The organism is Simplicispira sp. (genome assembly GCF_028687295.1).
Lineage (GTDB): Bacteria > Pseudomonadota > Gammaproteobacteria > Burkholderiales > Burkholderiaceae_C > Simplicispira > Simplicispira metamorpha.
The window spans coordinates 1-17,205 of record NZ_JAQUAL010000066.1; the positions used below are offsets into that span (position 1 = coordinate 1).

Genomic DNA, 17,205 nt, shown 5'->3' on the forward strand with positions numbered 1-17,205 from the left:
TTTGTTTTGCTCGGCGGCTTCGCGCGCGACCACGGGGGCGCACAGCACCAAATCGGCGCTGACCACGGGCTCTTGCGCGTAGTCGAAGGTGAGCACGTTGGTGGCGTAGTCTTTCTGGCGGTAGTCGCGGTTGAGCTGGCGGCCCTCGTTCTCACCGACGATGCGCACGGTGATCTCGGCGTCCAGCGCCAGGGCATGGCGTATCCAGCGCGCCACCTTGTGGCGGGGCAGGGCGGCGCGGTGCTCGGCAGCGCCGTCAAAGCGGGCAAATTGCAACGACAGGGTGAGGGTTTGCAGGGGCATGGCGGTGGTAGATTTTTGAGGTGTTTTGGGCTGCTATAGCGCGCTGTGCATCAGTCTGCGCTGCGCCGGCGCACGGGTGCCGGGCGGCCCGCCGCGTCGTAGGCATCGACGATGCGCGCCACCAGCGGGTGGCGCACCACATCAGCGCTGGTAAAGCGCGTCACCGCAATGCCCTTGACGCGCTTCAACACCCGCTCGGCTTCAATCAGGCCGCTCAAGGCGCCTTTGGGCAGGTCGATCTGGCTGACGTCGCCGGTGACCACAGCCTTGGCGCCAAAGCCGATGCGCGTCAAAAACATCTTCATCTGCTCGGGCGTGGTGTTTTGCGCTTCGTCGAGGATGACGAAAGCGTTGTTCAGCGTGCGCCCGCGCATGAAGGCCAGCGGTGCAATCTCCAGCTGGTTGCGCTCGAAGGCTTTTTGCACCTTGTCGTAGCCCATCAGCTCGTAGAGCGCGTCGTACAGCGGGCGCAGGTAGGGATCGACCTTTTGCGCCAGGTCGCCCGGCAAAAAGCCCAGGCGCTCGCCAGCCTCTACCGCCGGGCGCGTCAGCACGATGCGCTGCACGCTGCTGCGCTCGAGCGCATCGACGGCGCAGGCCACCGCCAGGTAGGTTTTGCCGGTGCCTGCGGGGCCGATGCCGAAGGTGATGTCGTGCGTGGCGATGTTCTCCAGGTACATGGCCTGGGTGGGGGTGCGCGCGCGCAGGTCGGCGCGGCGGGTGCTCAGGGGCGCGGGGCTGCCCTCGGTGTCGGCGGCCAGGGCGCTGTCGCCCACCAGCATGAGTTGCAGGTGCGCTTCGCTGATGGGGCGCTCGGCCATTTCATAGACCGCTTGCAGCACTTCCATGGCCTGCGTGGCGCGCGCTTTGGGGCCATCGACCTTGAATTGCTCGTGCCGGTGGGCAATGTTCACTTGCAGCGCTGCCTCGATGGTGCGCAGGTGGGCATCGGCCGGGCCGCACAGGTTGGCCAGGCGGGTGTTGTTGTGGGGGATGAAGGTGTGGCGCAGGATCACGCGGTGTTGTCCGTGAAGGGTGGAGTCAGGGGAATGCAAAGAAGATGGCCAGCGCAGGCCATGGCCGCAGCGTACCGCAGATGCCCGCTGGCCAGTGCGGGGGGCGTTGCCCCCACTGACCCCGGTGTCATATTTCGGCGTAGAGCGTGTCGGCGTCCAGGGCCAGATCGACGCTGGCGAAGGTGGCCGGTGTGGTGGCATCGAAGGGGTGCAGCACCCACAGGCCCTCAGGCAGCTTGCGGAACACATCAACGCGGCGGTGTTCGATATCGACCAGCGCGTATTCCTCCAGGCTGGCAATGTGGCGGTAGCGCTGGAATTTTTCGCCGCGGTCGTAGGCCTCGGTGCCGGGCGAGAGCACTTCCACAATCAACCGGGGCTCGCGCTTGACCAGGCGGCTGTCGGCGTCGGCGGCGCTGCACGTGACGACCACGTCGGGGTAGAAGTAGCTGCTGTCGGCCTGCGCCTGCACCTTCATGTCGGCCATGAAGGTGCGACACGGCGTGCCGCGCAGGTGCTGGCGCAGGGCCATGTAGAGGTTGCCGGTCACAGTGACATGGCGGTCTTCGGCACCGGCCATGGCGAAGGTCTCGCCATCGACAAACTCGTGGCGCTCGGGCTGGGTGGCCTCCCAGGCCAGGTAGTCATCGGCGGTCAAGGCGGGGTGGGCTTGGGGCAGAGCAGACATGGCGGCACTCGGGTGGGTGGATGGGAGCTGCTATGGTAGGCCATAGCCAAAACAGGTGCCAGCGCAGATGCACAGGGCGCTACCAGCTATCATTTTTGAAAAATATTCTTTCGAAGGAACACCATGATCGGACGACTCCAAGGCGCCCTGGCCGCCAAAAACCCGCCCCAGGTGCTGATCGACTGCCACGGCGTGGGCTACGAGGTAGATGTGCCCATGAGCACTTTCTACCATCTGCCCGGCCTGGGCGAGCCGGTCACTTTGCTGACGCATTTTGTCGTGCGCGAGGATGCACAGCTGCTCTATGGTTTTGCCACCGCGCCCGAGCGCGACGCCTTTCGCCAGCTCATCAAGGTGACGGGCGTGGGCCCGCGCATGGCGCTGGGCGTATTGAGCGGGCTGGGCGTGCAGGAGCTGGCGCAGGCGATCACGGCGCAGGAAACCGGCCGCCTGGTCAAGGTGCCCGGCATCGGCAAGAAAACCGCTGAGCGCCTGCTGCTGGAACTCAAGGGCAAGCTGGGCGCCGACCTGGGCAGCGCCCATGCCCACGCCAGCACAGCCCAGCAGGCCGACATCCTGCAAGCGCTGCTGGCGCTGGGTTACAGCGACAAGGATGCCGCCGCTGCCCTCAAGGCCCTGCCTGCCGATGTGGGCGTGAGCGACGGTATCAAGCTGGCGCTGCGGGCGCTGGCCAAGTAAAGGGGATTTTTCGGGTTTTCAGCCTTGGGGCTTGATGCCACGGACGTGAGAAAACTGTAGCTGCAAGGCTACAATCAAATCATGTAGAGCGTCATAGAAACTGAAGCCTTCGCTGACTGGGTGGATGGCCTGCGAGACATGCCGACCCGCATCCGCTTGCGCCGTCGAATCAACAAAGCAAAGCGGGGCAATCTGGGCGATATCAAGGCCGTGGGCGATGGCGTCTGGGAAATGCGCGAATTCTTCGGCCCCGGATGGCGCATGTACTACATCCAGCGCGGCGACGTGCTGATCGTGATGCTGGGCGGCGGTGACAAGTCGGGCCAGGAGCGCGACATTGCTGCTGCCAAGGCGATGGCCAAGGAGATCAACCTGTGAGCAACATCAAAACCCGGCCATTCGACATGGCCAACTACCTCCACAGCGAAGCAGAAATCGCGGAATACCTGCGCCAAGTCCTGGAAGACAACGACCCCGCCGAGCTGGCCGGGGCGCTGGGCGACATTGCCCGCGCGCGCGGCATGACCCAACTGGCCCGCGACACCGGCCTGTCCCGCGAGAGCCTCTACAAAAGCCTCTCTGGCGAGCGCGCGCCCAGCTCCGACACGCTCTTCAAGGTCATCCACGCCATGGGGTTCAAGCTCTCTGTGGAGCCGCTGGCGCGCACCTGAAGCCGTCCCGGCAGCCGGGTCAACGAACCATTCAAATGGGACTGGAATACAAGCAAAATCCTCGGTCAGCCCTTGCGTGGCGTGCGCAAGCAGCTATCAATAAAATAGCGATTGCATCAGCCCGCGTGCGCTGGAGCGTCGCCCGGCGCGCCCAGGCGGCGTGACAGGGCGCTGGCCGTCTCGCGCAGGTGCCGGGCGGGCTCGCCATGCACACTGCTGTCCAGTGTGGCAATCGGGCCGATGGCCACCAAGCACAGCACCAGGCGGCCAAAGCCATCGAACACCGGCGCGGCCACTGCGCAGATGCCGCCCACCAGCCGGTCTTTGACCACGCTGATGCCCTCGTCCCGGATGGCTTGCAGCTCCTGGGCAAACAGCGGGTCGTTGAGCGCGTCGGCGTCGCCATCGTGGGCCAGGGCCTCCTGCACCTTGGCAGGCGGCATGAAAGCGGCAAACACCTTGCCATTGGCCGTGCGCCGCACCGAGGCCGTGGTGCCGTGGCGCATGGTCACATGCACATCGGCAGGGCCTTGTTCCACCTGGATGATGGTCGGGCCGTGGTTGCCCCAGACCGACACCGCCACCGTCGCACCCACGCGCAGCGCCAGGCCGGGCAGCTCGGCAATGGCCATGCGCACGGGGTCTTTTTGTTGCAGGCTGATGAGGCCCAGCTGCATGGCCAGTGAGCCCAGGCCGTAGTGGCCGGTGGCGCTGTCTTGTTCGATCAGGCCCAGCTTGCCAAAGCTGACCAGGTACGGGTGCGCCTTGGCGGCCGTCATCCCGGCGGCGCCCGCCAGGTCTTTGAGCGCCATGGGCCGCCCGGTGTGCACCAGCGCCTTGAGCAGCTGGCCGCCCACCTCCACGCTCTGGATGCCGCGCGAGGAGCGCGCTGGCGCGCCATCGGGCGCCGGGTCTGAAAAAGGGTGTTCGCTGTGCATGTCCATGGGCCGATTGTCCGTGGACTCGGGGGCCGTATCGGCAGGGGCAAGGGTTTTTACTTAAACGAATTCGTTTCACTAAAACGAACTTTCCGCTATCCTTCATTGTGATTAGTCAAATTGACTTGTTATTTACGAATTAACGCCACCCCCCGATACCCCATGAACACCAAAACCTTCGCCTCCGCCGCCGATCTGGAAGTCAAAAAAGTCAGCTTCGACAAGCTCTCCGAGCACGCCTACGCCTACACCGCCGAGGGCGACCCCAACACCGGCATCATCATTGGCGACGACGCCGTGATGGTCATCGACACCCAGGCCACGCCGGTGATGGCGCAGGACGTGATCCGCCGCATCCGCGAAGTGACCGACAAGCCCATCAAGTACGTCACCCTGAGCCACTACCACGCCGTGCGCGTGCTGGGCGCCAGCGCCTACCAGCCCGAGCACATCATTGCCAGCCAGGACACCTATGACCTGATCGTCGAGCGCGGTGAGTTCGACAAGGCCAGCGAGATTGGCCGCTTTCCGCGCCTGTTCCAGAACGTCGAGAGCGTGCCCGAGGGCCTGACCTGGCCCACCATCACCTTCACCGGCAAGATGACCCTGTGGCTGGGCAAGCTGGAAGTGCAAATCCTGCAACTGGGCCGGGGCCACACCAAGGGCGACACGGTGGTCTGGCTGCCCCAGGAAAAAATCCTGTTCAGCGGCGATCTGGTCGAGTTTGATGCCACGCCCTACGCCGGTGACGCCTACTTCAAAGACTGGCCGCAAACGCTGGACGCCATTGCCGCCCTGCAACCCGAAAAGCTGGTGCCTGGCCGTGGCGCCGCGCTGCAAACGCCCGAGCAGGTGCAAGCCGGCCTGGCAGGCACACGCGAGTTCATCAGCGATGTGTATGCCAGCGTGCAGGCCGGTGCCGCCGCAGGCCAGGACTTGCGCAAGGTCTATGAAGAAACCTTTGCCAAGTTGCAGCCCAAGTACGGCCACTGGGTCATCTTCAACCACTGCATGCCCTTTGACGTGACCCGCGCCTACGACGAGGCCACGCAGTTCCCCGACCCGCGCATCTGGACGGCCGAGCGCGATGTGGCCATGTGGCAGGCCCTCGAGGGCTGATCCGGCCTGGCCCAGCCGCCGCTTGAGCGGCTGATTTTTTCCTCTCCCCCTCCCGACGGGCGCGCACTGGGTGCGCAGCCCGCTGGGCGCAGCTTTGTCCCCACTTTTCATGCCCACCAGCACACCATGACATCTGCCCACACCCCCTCCTACCCCTTCCGCGGCACCGGTGCCGAGGTACAGGCCATTGAATTTGCCTACACCCGCTCGCCCGACCAGGACGCGGCGCAGCCCGCCCAGCACCCCATCGTGGTGGTGGGCGCCGGGCCCGTGGGCCTGAGCATGGCGATTGACATGGCCCAGCGTGGCCACCGCGTGGTGGTGCTGGACAACGACCACCGCCTGTCGATTGGCTCGCGGGCGCTGTGCTTTTCCAAGCGCGCCTTGGAGATTTGGGATCGCCTGGGCGTGGGCCAGCCCATGGTGGACAAAGGCGTGTCGTGGAACCTGGGCAAGGTGTTCTTCCACGACAAAGAGGTGTACCAGTTCAATCTGCTGCCCGAAGAAGGCCACGAGCGCCCCGCCTTCATCAACTTGCAGCAGTACTACTGCGAGGCCTACCTGGTCGAGCGTTGCCTGCAACTGCCCGGCATTGAAATTCGCTGGGACAACAAAGTCACCGGCGTGGCACCGCGCGGCGATGGTGCCCTGCTCAGCATCGAAACCCCTGACGGCCCCTACCAGATCGACGCCGATTGGGTGATTGCCTGCGACGGCGCGCGCTCGACCATGCGCGGCCTGATGGGGCTGGAGAGCAAGGGCCGCATCTTCCAGGATCGCTTCCTGATTGCCGACGTGAAGATGAAGGCCGACTTCCCCGCCGAGCGCTGGTTCTGGTTCGACCCGCCCTTCCACCCTGGCCAGAGCGTGCTGTTGCACCGCGAGCCCGACGACGTGTGGCGCATCGACTTCCAGCTGGGCTGGGACGCCGACCCCGAAGAAGAAAAGAAGCCCGAAAACATCATCCCGCGCGTGCAGGCGCTGCTGGGCAAAGACACCGAGTTCACGCTGGAGTGGGCCAGCGTCTATACCTTCGCCTGCCTGCGCATGGACAGCTTTGTGCATGGCCGCGTGCTGTTTGCCGGTGACTGCGCCCACGGCGTATCGCCCTTTGGTGCCCGGGGCGCCAACAGCGGCGTGCAGGACACCGACAACCTGGCCTGGAAGCTCGACTGGGTGCTCAAGGGCCGCGCAGGCACCGAGCTGCTGGCCACCTACGGCCCCGAGCGTGAATACGCTGCGGACGAAAACCTGCTCAACTCCACCCGCGCCACCGACTTCATCACGCCCAAGAGCGAGATCAGCCGCCTGTTCCGCGATGCCGCGCTGGACTTGGCCCGCGAACACCCGTTTGCGCGCCGCATTGTCAACAGCGGACGCCTGTCGGTGCCCGCCGTGCTGCACCAATCGCCGCTGAATACGCCCGATGCGGACAGCTTTGCTGGCACCCAGGTGCCCGGCGCCGTGCTGCTGGATGCGCCCGTGCGCTGCAACGGCCACAGCGGCTGGCTGCTGCGCCAGCTGGGCATGGACTTCACGCTGCTGGTGTTTGGCCCGGTGCCTGCCTGGGCGCAGGGCCTGCCCCATGTCCAGGCGCTGTCCATCGGTCAGGACATCGAGGATGTGCAGGGGCTGGTCGCCCAGCGCCTGGATGGCCAGAGCGGCACCGCTTACCTGATCCGCCCCGACCAGCATGTGTGCGCCCGCTGGCGCACCCCCACCGAAGCGGCCGTGCGCGCCGCCTTGGCCACCGCCACCGTTGCCGCCACGGCATGAACCAGGAGTTTGTCACCATGCTCAACACCCAGCCCAATATGCCGTCCTACGATGATTTCTACGAAGGACTCATCACCGCCCACCTGGGCCTGACCACCGAACAAAGCCACGCCATGAATGCCCGCCTGGTGCTGTTGCTGGCCAACCACATCGGCGACGCTGCCGTGCTGCAACAGGCGCTGCAACTGGCACGCGGCCAAAACGCTGCTGCCGAGTCGGCCTCGCTGGCGGGCCGTGCGGCCATCACGCCCGTGGCGCCATCGCATGCGGCTGCCTGAGCGGCGGCCCCCTTTTTTACATAACGACAGAGACACATCCATGCACCGTAAGAATTTCATCGCCTCCTTGTTCGGGCTGGCACTGGCCGCCGCATCGTCCCTGGCCAGCGCCCAGGATAAGCCCCTGGAGTGGGTGGTGGGCTACGCCGCCGGGGGCGGCTCGGACGTGGTGGCGCGCACCATTGCGGACGCGATGTCCAAAACGCTCAACCGCACCATCATCGTTACCAACAAGCCGGGCGCGGGCACCAACATTGCAGCGGAATATGTGGCCCGTTCCAAGGACTACGGCAACATCATGTTCACGGCGGATTTCGCCACGCTGGCGGCCAACCCGACGCTGTTCAGCAAGCTGACCTACAACGCAGAAAAAGACTTCCAGCCCGTGGGCATGCTGGTGCGCTTTCCGCTGTTTCTGGTGGTGTCCAACAGCGTGCCCGCCAACAACCTCAAAGAGTTCATGGCCTGGTCGCAGCAGCAGGCTGACGGCGTGAACTGGGGCTCGGTGGGCCTGGGCAGCCCGCACCACCTGGTGGGCGAGTTGTTCCGCGAGCAAAGCAAGCTCAAGCTCACCCATGTGCCTTACCGGGGCGCGGCGCCTGCCATCCAGGACGTGATTGGCGGCCAGATTCCGGCCATGTGGGTGGAAAGCGCTACGGCGTATTCGTTCATCAACGGCAAAAAGGTCAAACCGATTGGCGTGGCCAGCGCGCAGCGCGTCTCCACCATGCCCGACGTGGCCACCATCAGCGAGCAAGGCATCAAAGGCTTTGAGGGCTACGCCTGGCAAGGACTGGTGGTGCCCACGGGCACCTCCGCCGAGTTCACGGGCCAACTGGCTAAAGCGCTGCAAACGGCACTGAACTCCACCACCGTGAAAGCGCGCCTGCAAGCGCTGGGCGTGGAGCCCCTGCCGGGTACGCCCGCGCAGATGGCTGCTTTCTCCGGCTCCGAGCGCGACAAATGGGGCCGTGTGATCAAGCAAGTGGGCGTGCGCCTCGACTGATAGCGGCAGGCGCCGGGTGCAATGCCCGGCGCTTTGGTACTGTGGCTGCGCCGTAACCCTGTTTACTGCGCCTCGCGCACCAGGCGCCCGTGGGTGGCCTGTGCCGGGCGCGCGTTGGCAGGGGCCAGGCGCGCCAGCAGGCGCAGTTGCTCGGGGCTGATGCTCACAGGCGTTTTCAGCACCAGCCGCAGCACCCCTTCGGTGCAGGGCGGTGTAGTGAGCGAGCCCAGGTACTGGTAATAGCGCAGATCGCGCGGCAGCAGCTCTTGCACTTGCAGCTGGCCCGGTGGCAGGCGCACGCTGTCGGCCCTGTCCAGGGGCATGTGCGTCCAGATTTTGGCCAAGAACGGGTTGGGTGTGCCCAGCTGCATGGGCACCGACAACACCGCCATCTGGCCCTCGGGCCCGTGGTACACCAGATCGGTGGCCATGGGGAAGTTCTGGTGGTGGATTTTTTCTTCTGCCGGGTGGTGAAACTGCACGCTGTGCAGTTGCCAGGGCCGTCCGCGCAGCACCAGCGTCTGGATGCCTTCGACCTCCAATTCAATCGCTTTGCCCGTGTGCATGAGGGTGCCGCTGAAGACTTGTGCGCCGGGCCGCAGTGGATCGGCTGGGCCTGCCACGGTGTCGGCGGCGGTGATGTGCAAGGGCGACTGGCGCTGGCCCTGGGCGCAGGTGGCAAAGGCCGGATGCAGCTGTCCCCAGGCCTGTGGCCCGGTCTCGCCCTGGTAGCTCCAAGGCACCGTGGCTGGATCGGCTGGGGGCGGGGCGGGGGTCGGGGCCAGCGCTGCGGCCAGGGCGGCGGCACGGGCCATGAGTTCCTGGCGGCTGGCGCTGAGCGCGTTGGCAGCGGGGGGCTGTGCCACGGGGGGGGCGGTTGTTGGTGTCGGCGTGGATGCTGCGGTGGTGGCCGCTGGTGCTGCGGGCGCCGGGGTCGCTGCTGTTTGCACTGGCGTGGGTTCAGGTGCCGGTGCCGGTGTTGGGGGCATTGCCGGGCTATTGGGGGCACCCGCATCGGCTGGCGGTGCGCTGTCTGTGGGCTGGGCCTGGTCTGCGGCAGTGTTGGCCATGGCTGCAGTGGCTGCCAGCGCAGCGGTGGCAGCCGCCGCCGTTGCCGCACCATTGCCCTTTTTGCGCGCACGCACCGGGGCCGGTTTGGGGGCAGCGGGTACTTGTACCGTCACCGACGGTATGGTGCGCACGGCAGTCGCAGCGGCGCGCCCGCGTGGGCGCGGGGTGTGCTTCTGGTTGGTGCGCTCCAGGGCGGCGTTGATACGTTCTATCAGCAAGGCACGCTCTTCCGGACTGTCCAGCCGCAGGGGGGCGGGCGGTGCAGCGGGCGTGGCTGCTGCGGCCTGGGGCGTGGCTGCTGCGGCCTGGGCCGTGGCGCTGTGCGCCAGGCCTGCCAGACAAAGTGCCTGGCAGGCAAGGCGCAGGGCGCGGGTGTGGAGGGGGGGAGCTGGGTTCATGGCATGGGTGCGGGTAGCAGGCCTGTGCGCACTTTAACTTGGTGTGTCCGCATCACGCACAACGTACAGCACATCCGCACCAAGCGCCTGCCGGGCTATAGTTCCAGACCGCCCCCTTGCCTGCTCCACTGCCGTGACCATCCACACCGACGACTTTGCCCCCGCGCCTGCGCCGCGCGTGGTGTCTGCTGCCCCTGTATCGCCCCAGGAAGAAGCGCAAGAGCGCGCCCTGCGCCCCAAGTTGTTGCAGGAGTACGTAGGCCAGACCAAAGCGCGCGAACAGCTCGAAATTTTTATTGGCGCAGCCAAAAAGCGCGGCGAGGCGCTCGACCATGTCCTGCTGTTTGGCCCGCCCGGGCTGGGCAAGACCACGCTCAGCCACATCGTGGCCGCCGAGCTGGGCGTGAACCTGCGCCAGACCAGCGGCCCCGTGCTCGAAAAACCCAAAGACCTGGCCGCGCTCTTGACCAACCTGGAGCGCAACGATGTGCTCTTTATTGACGAAATCCACCGCCTCAGCCCCGTGGTCGAAGAGATTTTGTACCCCGCGCTGGAGGACTACCAGATCGACATCATGATCGGCGAAGGCCCGGCAGCGCGCTCCATCAAACTCGATTTGCAGCCGTTCACGCTGGTGGGCGCCACCACGCGCGCCGGCATGCTGACCAACCCGCTGCGCGACCGCTTCGGCATCGTGGCGCGGCTGGAGTTTTATACGCCCGAGGAGCTGGCGCGCATCGTCACGCGCAGCGCCGGGCTGCTGGGCACGCCCATGGACGAAGAGGGCGGCTTTGAGCTGGCCCGGCGCTCGCGCGGCACGCCGCGCATCGCCAACCGGCTCTTGCGCCGGGTGCGCGACTATGCCGACGTCAAAGGCAGTGGCTGCATCACGCTGGACATTGCCCACCGCGCGCTGGCCATGCTGGACGTCGATCCGCAGGGCTTTGATGTGATGGACCGCAAGTTTCTGGAGGCATTGATCCACCGCTTTGACGGCGGCCCGGTCGGGCTGGACAACATTGCCGCCAGCATTGGCGAGGAGTCCGGCACCATCGAGGATGTGATCGAGCCCTACCTGATCCAGCAAGGTTATGTGCAGCGCACCCAGCGCGGGCGTGTGGCCACGCTGGCGGCCTACCGCCACCTGGGGGTCACGCCGCCGCAGGCTGCCGATGGCCTGTTTGCTGCCTGATCCGCGCCCATGAACCGCGTCCATGAACCAAGCCGCTGAACCCCGCATGCGCCGCCGCTGGAAAACCGTTGCCGGCGGCGCTGCCCTGCTGCTGGCCGCCGGGGCGGGGTTTGCCGTGTGGCAGCTGCGTGCCCCGCAGGTCGATGCGCTGCCTGTGCGTTATGCCCCGCTGGTGCGCACGTTGCAGTTTTCTGCGCGCGTTGCCACCCTCTCGCGCGTGGACGTGGGCAGCACCATCACGGGCCGGGTCGAGGCTGTGCGCGTCACCGAGGGCGCCCCGGTGCGCCAGGGTGATGTGCTGGTGCAGCTCGAATCCGACGAACTGCGCGCTGCGTTGGCCCAGGCCCAGGCCTCGGCCCAGCAAGTCCAGGCCCGCCTGGCCGGTCTGCGCAGCAGCGGCAGAAGCGCCGCCGAGGCCGCCCAGGCCCAGGCCCAAGCCCAGCTGCGCGCTGCCCAGGCCACGCTGGTGCGCGCGCAGCAACTGGTGGTGCAGGGCTTCTATAGCGCTGCCCAGTTGGATGAGGCCCGCCGTGCGGTGGATGTGGCCCAGGCCCAAGCGCGCAGTGCTACTGCCCAAGTGCAGGCCAATGCCGATGTGGGCACCGAGGTGGTGCAGGCGCAGGCACAACTGGAGTTGGCGCGCGCGGGCCTCACCGCGGCCCAGGCCCGGCTGGCACAGACCGCGCTGCGTGCCCCCGCCGATGCGCGCGTGCTGCTGCGTGCCGTAGAGCAGGGGCAGATCGTGCAGCCGGGCAAGGCCCTGCTCAGTCTGGCGCTGGCCGGGCCCACGCAACTGGTGGCCCAGGTGGACGAGCGTTTTCTGGAGCAGTTGCAGGTCGGCCAGCCCGCCAGCGTGGTGGCCGATGCGTTTGCCGACCAGCGCTTTGCCGCGCGCGTGCTCAGCATTGCGCCTGCGGTAGATGCGCAGCGCGGCGCCATCGAGGTGAAGTTTGCCCTGCTGGAGCAGGCCCCGTCCTATCTGCGCGAGGACATGACGCTGTCGGTCGAAGTGGAAACCGCCCGCCGTGCGCGCGCGCTGGTGCTGCCGCAGGCGGCGCTGCGCAGCCAGGGCGCCGCTGGCGCACTGACACTGGGCGCACAAAGCGCACCCGATGGGCAGACGGGGCCAACCGTTGCGGGCAGCCCGGCGCCGGACGGGCAGAGCGGGCAGGGCACCATCCTCCCCGCCCCCGCCCCCGCCGCACAGGCCCAGGTGCTGGTGGCCGAGCAGGGCCGCGCCCAGCCGCGCACTGTCACGCTGGGCCTGCGCACGCTGGATGCCGTCGAGGTGCTGTCGGGCCTGACGGAAGGCGATACCGTGCTGCGCGCCGACGCCGCCTTGCAGCCCGGCGCGCGCGTTCGTCCCCGGCCCGTGGTCTGGGCGCCGGGCGGCGCAGCCGGTGCTGCACGCGCTGGGGCCGCAGGCGATGCCGGAGCCGCCATGACCAACGCCATGGGGCGCTGAGCGCGCACACCGATGTGGCTCTGGCTTGGCTTTGAGTGGCGTGTGGCGCTGCGCTTTTTGCGCGAAGGGCGCATGCAAACCCTGCTCATCATCGTCGGCGTGGCGGCGGGCGTGGCCGTGATTGCCTATATCTCGGCCCTGATCAGCGGCCTGCAGTCCAACACGCTGGCCAAAACGCTGGGCGCACAAGCCCACATCAGCCTGCGCGCGCCCGACGATGTGGTCACCCCTGCGGCCACCGTGGTGCCCGGCACCACCGTACTGGGCCAGGTGCAGCCGCGCGCCCAGCGACTGCGCTCGGTGGCCAACTGGCAGGCGCTGGTGCCGCTTTTAGAGGCGCTGCCCGCCGTGGCCGGTGTCTCGCCCATGGTGTCGGGCGCGGGGCTGGCGCTGCGGGGCGAGGCCGTGCAGTCGATAGCGCTGATGGGCGTGGACTTGGACCGCTACGACCGCGTTGTCGGCCTGCGCGCCAAGGTGGTCAGTGGCAGCGCGCGGCTGCTCCCCGGCGAGGCCATCATTGGCCGCGAGCTGGCACAAGACCTGGGCCTGCGCGCGGGCGACCGCCTGGCAGTGCAGACGGGCAGCTCCAGCGAGTCACTGCGCGTCACGGCGCTGGTGGACTTGGGTGTCAAAGACCTCAACCGGCGCACCGTCATCGTGCCGTTGCGCACGGCGCAAAACCTGCTGGCCCTGCCCGGTGGCGCCACCAGCCTGGACGTGACGCTGCACGATGTCTGGGTGGCGCGCACCCTGGCGCAAGACCTGCAGCGCCAGTTTCCGTACAAAGTGGAGAGCTGGCAGGAGAGCAACGCGCAGCTGGTGTCGGCGCTCAACGCCCAGTCGGTCAGCACGGCCATCATTCGCGGCGTGGTGTTGGCGGTGGTGGTGCTGGGCATTGCCAGCGTGCTGGTGGTGTCGGTGGTGCAAAAGCGCCGCGAAATCGGCATCCTGCGCGCCATGGGAGCCACGCGCGGCCAGGTGATGCGCGTGTTTCTGGTGCAGGGCGCGGTGGTGGGTGCGGTGGGATCGGTGCTGGGCCTGTTGCTGGCGGTGGCGTTGATCGCAGCGTTCACCACCTTTGTGCGCGGCTCCGATGGCCTGCCGCTGTTCAACATCACCCTGCCGCCAGCCACGGCCTTGCAGGTGGCTTTGGTGGCCACGGTGTGCGGCGTGCTGGCGGCCATTGCGCCCGCACGGCGCGCCGCCCAGCTCGACCCGGCGCAGGCCATCCGCATCTGAGCGGCCCCGGTTGTCTGTTGCCTGTTGCCCGTTGCACACCATTGCGCTGCCCACGGCCCGCCCTGTCACCCTGCTATCGCTCTGAAAGATTGCTGCCCGTGAACGCCGCCCCCCTTGCCCCTACCGCCCCCACTGTGCCGGGTACGGCGGCTGCCGTTGCCCCGGCCACCGCGCTGATCGCCCTCAGCGCCGTCAAGAAGAGCTACCACCTGGGCCTGCCCAGCGAGGCCGAAGTGCTGCACGGCCTGGACTTGCAGGTGGCAGCGGGCGAGTTTGTGGCGCTGATCGGGCCATCGGGATCGGGCAAGAGCACGCTGCTCAACATCCTGGGGCTGCTTGAGCCCATGACCTCGGGCAGCTACCTGCTGCAAGGCCAGCCGGTGCAGGGCCTGGACGACGCAGCGCTCACGCTGCGCCGACGCCACACGCTGGGTTTTGTCTTCCAGTTCCACCATCTGCTGCCCGCGTTTTCGGCGCTGGAGAACGTCACGCTGCCTGCGCTGATGGCCGAGGGCCGCGTCAGCCCCGCCCAGCGCGAGCGCGCCCGCAGCCTGCTGGACGCGGTGGGCCTGGCCGCTGCCATCCACAAACGCCCCGCCGAGTTGTCGGGCGGTATGCAGCAGCGCGTGGCCATTGCGCGCGCGCTGGTCATGGAGCCAGCGCTGGTGCTGGCCGACGAGCCCACGGGCAACCTCGATACCGCGTCGTCGGGCGAGGTGTTTGCGCTCTTGCGCCGCATCCACGCCGAGCGCGGCACCAGCTTCATCGTGGTCACGCACGACCCGCGCCTGGCTGCGCGCTGCGACCGGCTGGTGGAGCTGGTGGACGGCCACATCGCCCGCGATGAACCCACCGCCCCGGCCCCAGCGGGCGCTGGTGGCGCTGGTGGCGCTGGTGGCGCTGGTAGCGTCGCATAAATATCAAAAAAGTGAGCTGCTCGCGCCCGTCTGGCGGGCGCCAGAGGCTGATTTGACCCTCAAAAAACCACTTTTTTCTGCCCTGGGTGGGGCGCCGGGGGCCTGCACGGGGCCTCCAGAGGAGATGGTGGCCCTGATTTTTTTATCAAAATGGCCTCCAGCCCTTGGTGGGTAAGCGCCACCAGCTATCAAAATAGTAGTGATTGTGCCCGTCAGGTGGTGGTTTCGTCGCGGGTGGCGGTGTCCAGGTGCTGGGTGTCGGCCCAGCCCACCAGGGTCAGGCCCTCGGGCGTCCAGAGCAGGCGGTTGATGGCGGCGTTGGTCAGTTGCCAGGTGCGCGGCGCTTGCAGCTCCTGGCCGGTGGCCAGGCGGTAGAGCACGTCCAGCACGCCGCCGTGGGCCACCAGTACCACCTGCCCACCCGCATGGTGGGCGGCCAGGCGATGCACGGTGGCCTGGATGCGCGCGCGCAGCGCCGTCAGCGACTCGCCGCCCTCGGGGGCAAAGTGCGGGTCGCGCTTGCGCCAGCGCAAGGCCATCTCGGGCAGCTCGGTTTCGATTTGCGCAAAGGTGCGGCCCTCCAGCGCGCCAAAGCTGCGTTCGCGCAGGCCGGGTTCGGGCACCAGGGGCGCGCCCGTGGCGTCGGCCACGGCCTGGGCGGTGGCGTGGGCGCGTTGCAGGTCGCTGGCGTAGATGGCGGCCACCGGCTCATCGGCCAGGGCGCGCGCCAACTGCTGCGCTTGCCAGCGGCCCGTGTCGTTGAGCGGGATGTCCAAGTGGCCCTGGATGCGGGTGTCCACGTTCCAGGCGGTTTCACCGTGGCGAATGGCAATCAGGCGGGTGGCGTTCATGGGCGGTGCAGTCCGTGGGGTGGTTGAAGGGGGCCGGGGGCGGCTGTGCCGGGCGGGCACAGGTCAGCGCGGAATTTCCCGGTGGATGCGGCGCAAACCGGCGGGCGGGCGCGGAAAGCCGTCCAGGGCCGCCTCGAACAGGGCGCCCAGCACGGCCTGGTCGTCGCTCCACACGCCTTCGTGGACGGCGTGGGTTTCATATACCACCGCACCGCTGCTGGCCTGGCGCAGCACCAGGCTGACTTCGCTGCGGTAGGTGGGCGGTGGCGCCAGGCGCATGGACAGGCCGCCGTAAAAACCATGGCCACTGCCCCAACCCCAGCCGCCCCAGCCCCACCACGGGTCGTAGCCGCCGGGTGTGCGCTGGCGCTCGGTGCGTGCATGCACCTGCACGCGGTATGACGGCGCTGTGCCATCGGCGGCAGGGTGCAGTCCCACTTTGGCCAGGGCCTGCGCGGCCTGGGCCTCGATGGCGGCCTGTGCGTCGCCCTGCGCTTGCTGCGAGGGCAGGCGCTCAAAACGGTAGGTGTCGGGTGTGGTGTGCGGGGCGTCCCAGTGGGAGAACGCCTGCACATCGCTGTCCACCAGGCGGGTGCTGGCGCAGCCGCTCAGGGCCAGCGCAGCCGCCAAGCAGGGCAGGGTGATCCATCGTTGCATGGCCAGTGTCCTTTGCACAAAAAGCCGCTGCGGCGGGCCCGGCGGCGCAGGTCAGCCGATCTGCACCACCTGCATGCCCGCCAGTGTGGGTGCGGCGGGAAACTCTTCGGTGTCGAACGCCTTGTCGCCGTTCTCGTCGGCCACGCCGGTGGCGCGCGCCCCCTGAAAATCGTACAGCGCCCCATCCAGCAAGTGGCTGGGAACTACGTTTTGCAACGCGTTAAACATGTTTTCTACCCGGCCCGGAAAGCGCTTTTCCCAGTCGCGCAGCATCTCGCCGACCTGTTTGCGCTGCAAGTTTTCCTGGCTGCCGCACAGGTTGCACGGAATGATGGGAAAGTTGCGGTGCGCGGCCCAGCGGGTGGTGTCTTTTTCGGCCACAAATGCCAGGGGCCGGATGACCACATGGCGGCCATCGTCGCTGACCAATTTGGGCGGCATGCTTTTGAGCTTGCCGCCAAAAAACATGTTCAGCAGCAGGGTTTGCACAATGTCGTCGCGGTGGTGGCCGAGGGCTATTTTTGTCGCGCCCAGCTCGTCGGCCACGCGGTACAAAATGCCCCGGCGCAGGCGCGAGCACAGGCTGCAGGTGGTCTTGCCCTCGGGGATCAGGCGCTTGACGATGCTGTAGGTGTCCTCGTTCTCGATGTGGAACGGCACGCCGGTGCTTTTCAGGTAGTCGGGCAGCACATGCTCGGGAAAGCCCGGCTGCTTCTGGTCGAGGTTGACCGCCACCAGGTCAAAGTGGATGGGCGCGCGGGCCTTGAGCTTGAGCAGGATGTCCAGCAGCGTGTAGCTGTCCTTGCCGCCCGACATGCACACCATGACCTTGTCGCCCTCTTCGATCATGTTGTATTGCACGATGGCTTTGCCGGTTTCGCGGCACAGGCGCTTTTCCAGCTTGTGGGTTTCGCGCTCGAT

The 17,205-nt window shown here is 67.2% G+C and carries 19 protein-coding genes; 11 read left to right on the top strand and 8 right to left on the bottom strand.

The features are described from left to right. The 3 genes from ybeY to PHX69_RS09110 all read right to left on the bottom strand — a co-directional run. Positions 1 to 303 (bottom strand): rRNA maturation RNase YbeY (gene ybeY, locus PHX69_RS09100; RefSeq protein WP_288043410.1); only part of this gene is annotated, 303 nt, incomplete at its 3' end. Between the two features lie 50 nt (positions 304 to 353). Beyond that, complete coding sequence (locus PHX69_RS09105) at positions 354 to 1,319, bottom strand: PhoH family protein (RefSeq protein ID WP_119013614.1); 966 nt, start codon at positions 1,317 to 1,319, stop codon at positions 354 to 356. A 127-nt stretch (positions 1,320 to 1,446) separates the two neighbouring features. Further along, entirely contained in the window at positions 1,447 to 2,007 is a 561-nt protein-coding gene (locus PHX69_RS09110) for a Uma2 family endonuclease (RefSeq protein WP_288043411.1), read from the bottom strand. A gap of 123 nt (positions 2,008 to 2,130) precedes the next feature. On the opposite strand from PHX69_RS09110, the gene ruvA reads away from it, so the two are divergent. The 3 genes from ruvA (at position 2,131) to PHX69_RS09125 (ending at position 3,377) form a co-directional block, all read left to right on the top strand. Beyond that, a complete protein-coding gene (gene ruvA, locus PHX69_RS09115; RefSeq protein ID WP_288043413.1) occupies positions 2,131 to 2,706 on the top strand; it encodes a Holliday junction branch migration protein RuvA in 576 nt (191 codons plus the stop codon). Between the two features lie 138 nt (positions 2,707 to 2,844). Then, positions 2,845 to 3,084: a type II toxin-antitoxin system RelE/ParE family toxin gene (locus PHX69_RS09120; RefSeq protein WP_288043415.1), complete on the top strand. Its 240-nt coding sequence runs from the start codon at positions 2,845 to 2,847 to the stop codon at positions 3,082 to 3,084. Beyond that, positions 3,081 to 3,377, top strand: coding sequence for an addiction module antidote protein (locus PHX69_RS09125; protein WP_288043417.1), 297 nt, complete (start codon positions 3,081 to 3,083; stop codon positions 3,375 to 3,377). Before PHX69_RS09120 ends, PHX69_RS09125 begins: the two co-directional genes overlap by 4 nt. A gap of 116 nt (positions 3,378 to 3,493) precedes the next feature. On the opposite strand, the gene PHX69_RS09130 is transcribed toward PHX69_RS09125, so the two are convergent. Next, positions 3,494 to 4,321, bottom strand: a complete 828-nt coding sequence (locus PHX69_RS09130; RefSeq protein ID WP_119013674.1) for an IclR family transcriptional regulator — start codon at positions 4,319 to 4,321, stop codon at positions 3,494 to 3,496. 156 nt (positions 4,322 to 4,477) lie between these two features. On the opposite strand from PHX69_RS09130, the gene PHX69_RS09135 reads away from it, so the two are divergent. The 4 genes from PHX69_RS09135 to PHX69_RS09150 all read left to right on the top strand — a co-directional run bounded on the left by PHX69_RS09135 (position 4,478) and on the right by PHX69_RS09150 (position 8,494). Continuing rightward, complete coding sequence (locus PHX69_RS09135; protein ID WP_288043418.1) at positions 4,478 to 5,434, top strand: MBL fold metallo-hydrolase; 957 nt, start codon at positions 4,478 to 4,480, stop codon at positions 5,432 to 5,434. A 126-nt stretch (positions 5,435 to 5,560) separates the two neighbouring features. Next, positions 5,561 to 7,210 carry an FAD-dependent oxidoreductase gene (locus tag PHX69_RS09140; RefSeq protein WP_288043419.1) on the top strand — a complete coding sequence of 550 codons (1,650 nt, stop codon included), beginning with the start codon at positions 5,561 to 5,563 and terminating at the stop codon, positions 7,208 to 7,210. A 17-nt stretch (positions 7,211 to 7,227) separates the two neighbouring features. Then, positions 7,228 to 7,488, top strand: coding sequence for a DUF2783 domain-containing protein (locus PHX69_RS09145; RefSeq protein ID WP_119013675.1), 261 nt, complete (start codon positions 7,228 to 7,230; stop codon positions 7,486 to 7,488). A 40-nt stretch (positions 7,489 to 7,528) separates the two neighbouring features. After that, the gene (locus PHX69_RS09150) at positions 7,529 to 8,494 is read left to right on the top strand and encodes a Bug family tripartite tricarboxylate transporter substrate binding protein (protein ID WP_288043420.1); all 966 of its coding nucleotides are present in this window, start codon (positions 7,529 to 7,531) and stop codon (positions 8,492 to 8,494) included. Between the two features lie 62 nt (positions 8,495 to 8,556). Here the strand turns inward: PHX69_RS09150 and PHX69_RS09155 are convergent, their stop codons facing one another. Then, positions 8,557 to 9,963, bottom strand: coding sequence for a carbonic anhydrase (locus PHX69_RS09155; protein WP_288043421.1), 1,407 nt, complete (start codon positions 9,961 to 9,963; stop codon positions 8,557 to 8,559). A 133-nt stretch (positions 9,964 to 10,096) separates the two neighbouring features. Between PHX69_RS09155 and ruvB the strand changes: the two genes are divergently transcribed. From ruvB to PHX69_RS09175, 4 genes are all read left to right on the top strand, one after another. Beyond that, positions 10,097 to 11,155, top strand: coding sequence for a Holliday junction branch migration DNA helicase RuvB (gene ruvB, locus PHX69_RS09160; protein WP_288043422.1), 1,059 nt, complete (start codon positions 10,097 to 10,099; stop codon positions 11,153 to 11,155). 22 nt (positions 11,156 to 11,177) lie between these two features. Further along, positions 11,178 to 12,620, top strand: coding sequence for an efflux RND transporter periplasmic adaptor subunit (locus tag PHX69_RS09165; RefSeq protein ID WP_288043423.1), 1,443 nt, complete (start codon positions 11,178 to 11,180; stop codon positions 12,618 to 12,620). Positions 12,621 to 12,632: 12 nt separating this feature from the next. Continuing rightward, complete coding sequence (locus PHX69_RS09170; protein WP_288043424.1) at positions 12,633 to 13,859, top strand: ABC transporter permease; 1,227 nt, start codon at positions 12,633 to 12,635, stop codon at positions 13,857 to 13,859. Positions 13,860 to 13,993: 134 nt separating this feature from the next. Beyond that, positions 13,994 to 14,776: an ABC transporter ATP-binding protein gene (locus tag PHX69_RS09175; protein WP_288043429.1), complete on the top strand. Its 783-nt coding sequence runs from the start codon at positions 13,994 to 13,996 to the stop codon at positions 14,774 to 14,776. Positions 14,777 to 14,988: 212 nt separating this feature from the next. Here the strand turns inward: PHX69_RS09175 and PHX69_RS09180 are convergent, their stop codons facing one another. The 3 genes from PHX69_RS09180 to ttcA all read right to left on the bottom strand — a co-directional run. Further along, the gene (locus tag PHX69_RS09180) at positions 14,989 to 15,627 is read right to left on the bottom strand and encodes a histidine phosphatase family protein (RefSeq protein ID WP_288043425.1); all 639 of its coding nucleotides are present in this window, start codon (positions 15,625 to 15,627) and stop codon (positions 14,989 to 14,991) included. A gap of 63 nt (positions 15,628 to 15,690) precedes the next feature. Further along, positions 15,691 to 16,284 carry a DUF4136 domain-containing protein gene (locus PHX69_RS09185; RefSeq protein ID WP_288043426.1) on the bottom strand — a complete coding sequence of 198 codons (594 nt, stop codon included), beginning with the start codon at positions 16,282 to 16,284 and terminating at the stop codon, positions 15,691 to 15,693. 51 nt (positions 16,285 to 16,335) lie between these two features. Next, positions 16,336 to 17,205 (bottom strand): tRNA 2-thiocytidine(32) synthetase TtcA (ttcA, locus tag PHX69_RS09190; RefSeq protein WP_288043427.1); only part of this gene is annotated, 870 nt, incomplete at its 5' end.

Excerpts from the sequence above, each read along its gene's own strand:
- PHX69_RS09155 (WP_288043421.1), bottom strand. The coding sequence starts at position 9,963 with ATGAACCCAGCTCCCCCCCTCCACACCCGCGCCCTGCGCCTTGCCTGC.
- PHX69_RS09145 (WP_119013675.1), top strand. The coding sequence starts at position 7,228 with ATGCTCAACACCCAGCCCAATATGCCGTCCTACGATGATTTCTACGAA.
- PHX69_RS09165 (WP_288043423.1), top strand. The coding sequence starts at position 11,178 with ATGAACCAAGCCGCTGAACCCCGCATGCGCCGCCGCTGGAAAACCGTT.
- PHX69_RS09110 (WP_288043411.1), bottom strand. The coding sequence starts at position 2,007 with ATGTCTGCTCTGCCCCAAGCCCACCCCGCCTTGACCGCCGATGACTAC.
- ruvA (WP_288043413.1), top strand. The coding sequence starts at position 2,131 with ATGATCGGACGACTCCAAGGCGCCCTGGCCGCCAAAAACCCGCCCCAG.
- PHX69_RS09150 (WP_288043420.1), top strand. The coding sequence starts at position 7,529 with ATGCACCGTAAGAATTTCATCGCCTCCTTGTTCGGGCTGGCACTGGCC.
- PHX69_RS09135 (WP_288043418.1), top strand. The coding sequence starts at position 4,478 with ATGAACACCAAAACCTTCGCCTCCGCCGCCGATCTGGAAGTCAAAAAA.
- PHX69_RS09180 (WP_288043425.1), bottom strand. The coding sequence starts at position 15,627 with ATGAACGCCACCCGCCTGATTGCCATTCGCCACGGTGAAACCGCCTGG.
- PHX69_RS09120 (WP_288043415.1), top strand. The coding sequence starts at position 2,845 with ATGCCGACCCGCATCCGCTTGCGCCGTCGAATCAACAAAGCAAAGCGG.
- PHX69_RS09130 (WP_119013674.1), bottom strand. The coding sequence starts at position 4,321 with ATGGACATGCACAGCGAACACCCTTTTTCAGACCCGGCGCCCGATGGC.
- PHX69_RS09170 (WP_288043424.1), top strand. The coding sequence starts at position 12,633 with ATGTGGCTCTGGCTTGGCTTTGAGTGGCGTGTGGCGCTGCGCTTTTTG.
- PHX69_RS09185 (WP_288043426.1), bottom strand. The coding sequence starts at position 16,284 with ATGCAACGATGGATCACCCTGCCCTGCTTGGCGGCTGCGCTGGCCCTG.
- PHX69_RS09140 (WP_288043419.1), top strand. The coding sequence starts at position 5,561 with ATGACATCTGCCCACACCCCCTCCTACCCCTTCCGCGGCACCGGTGCC.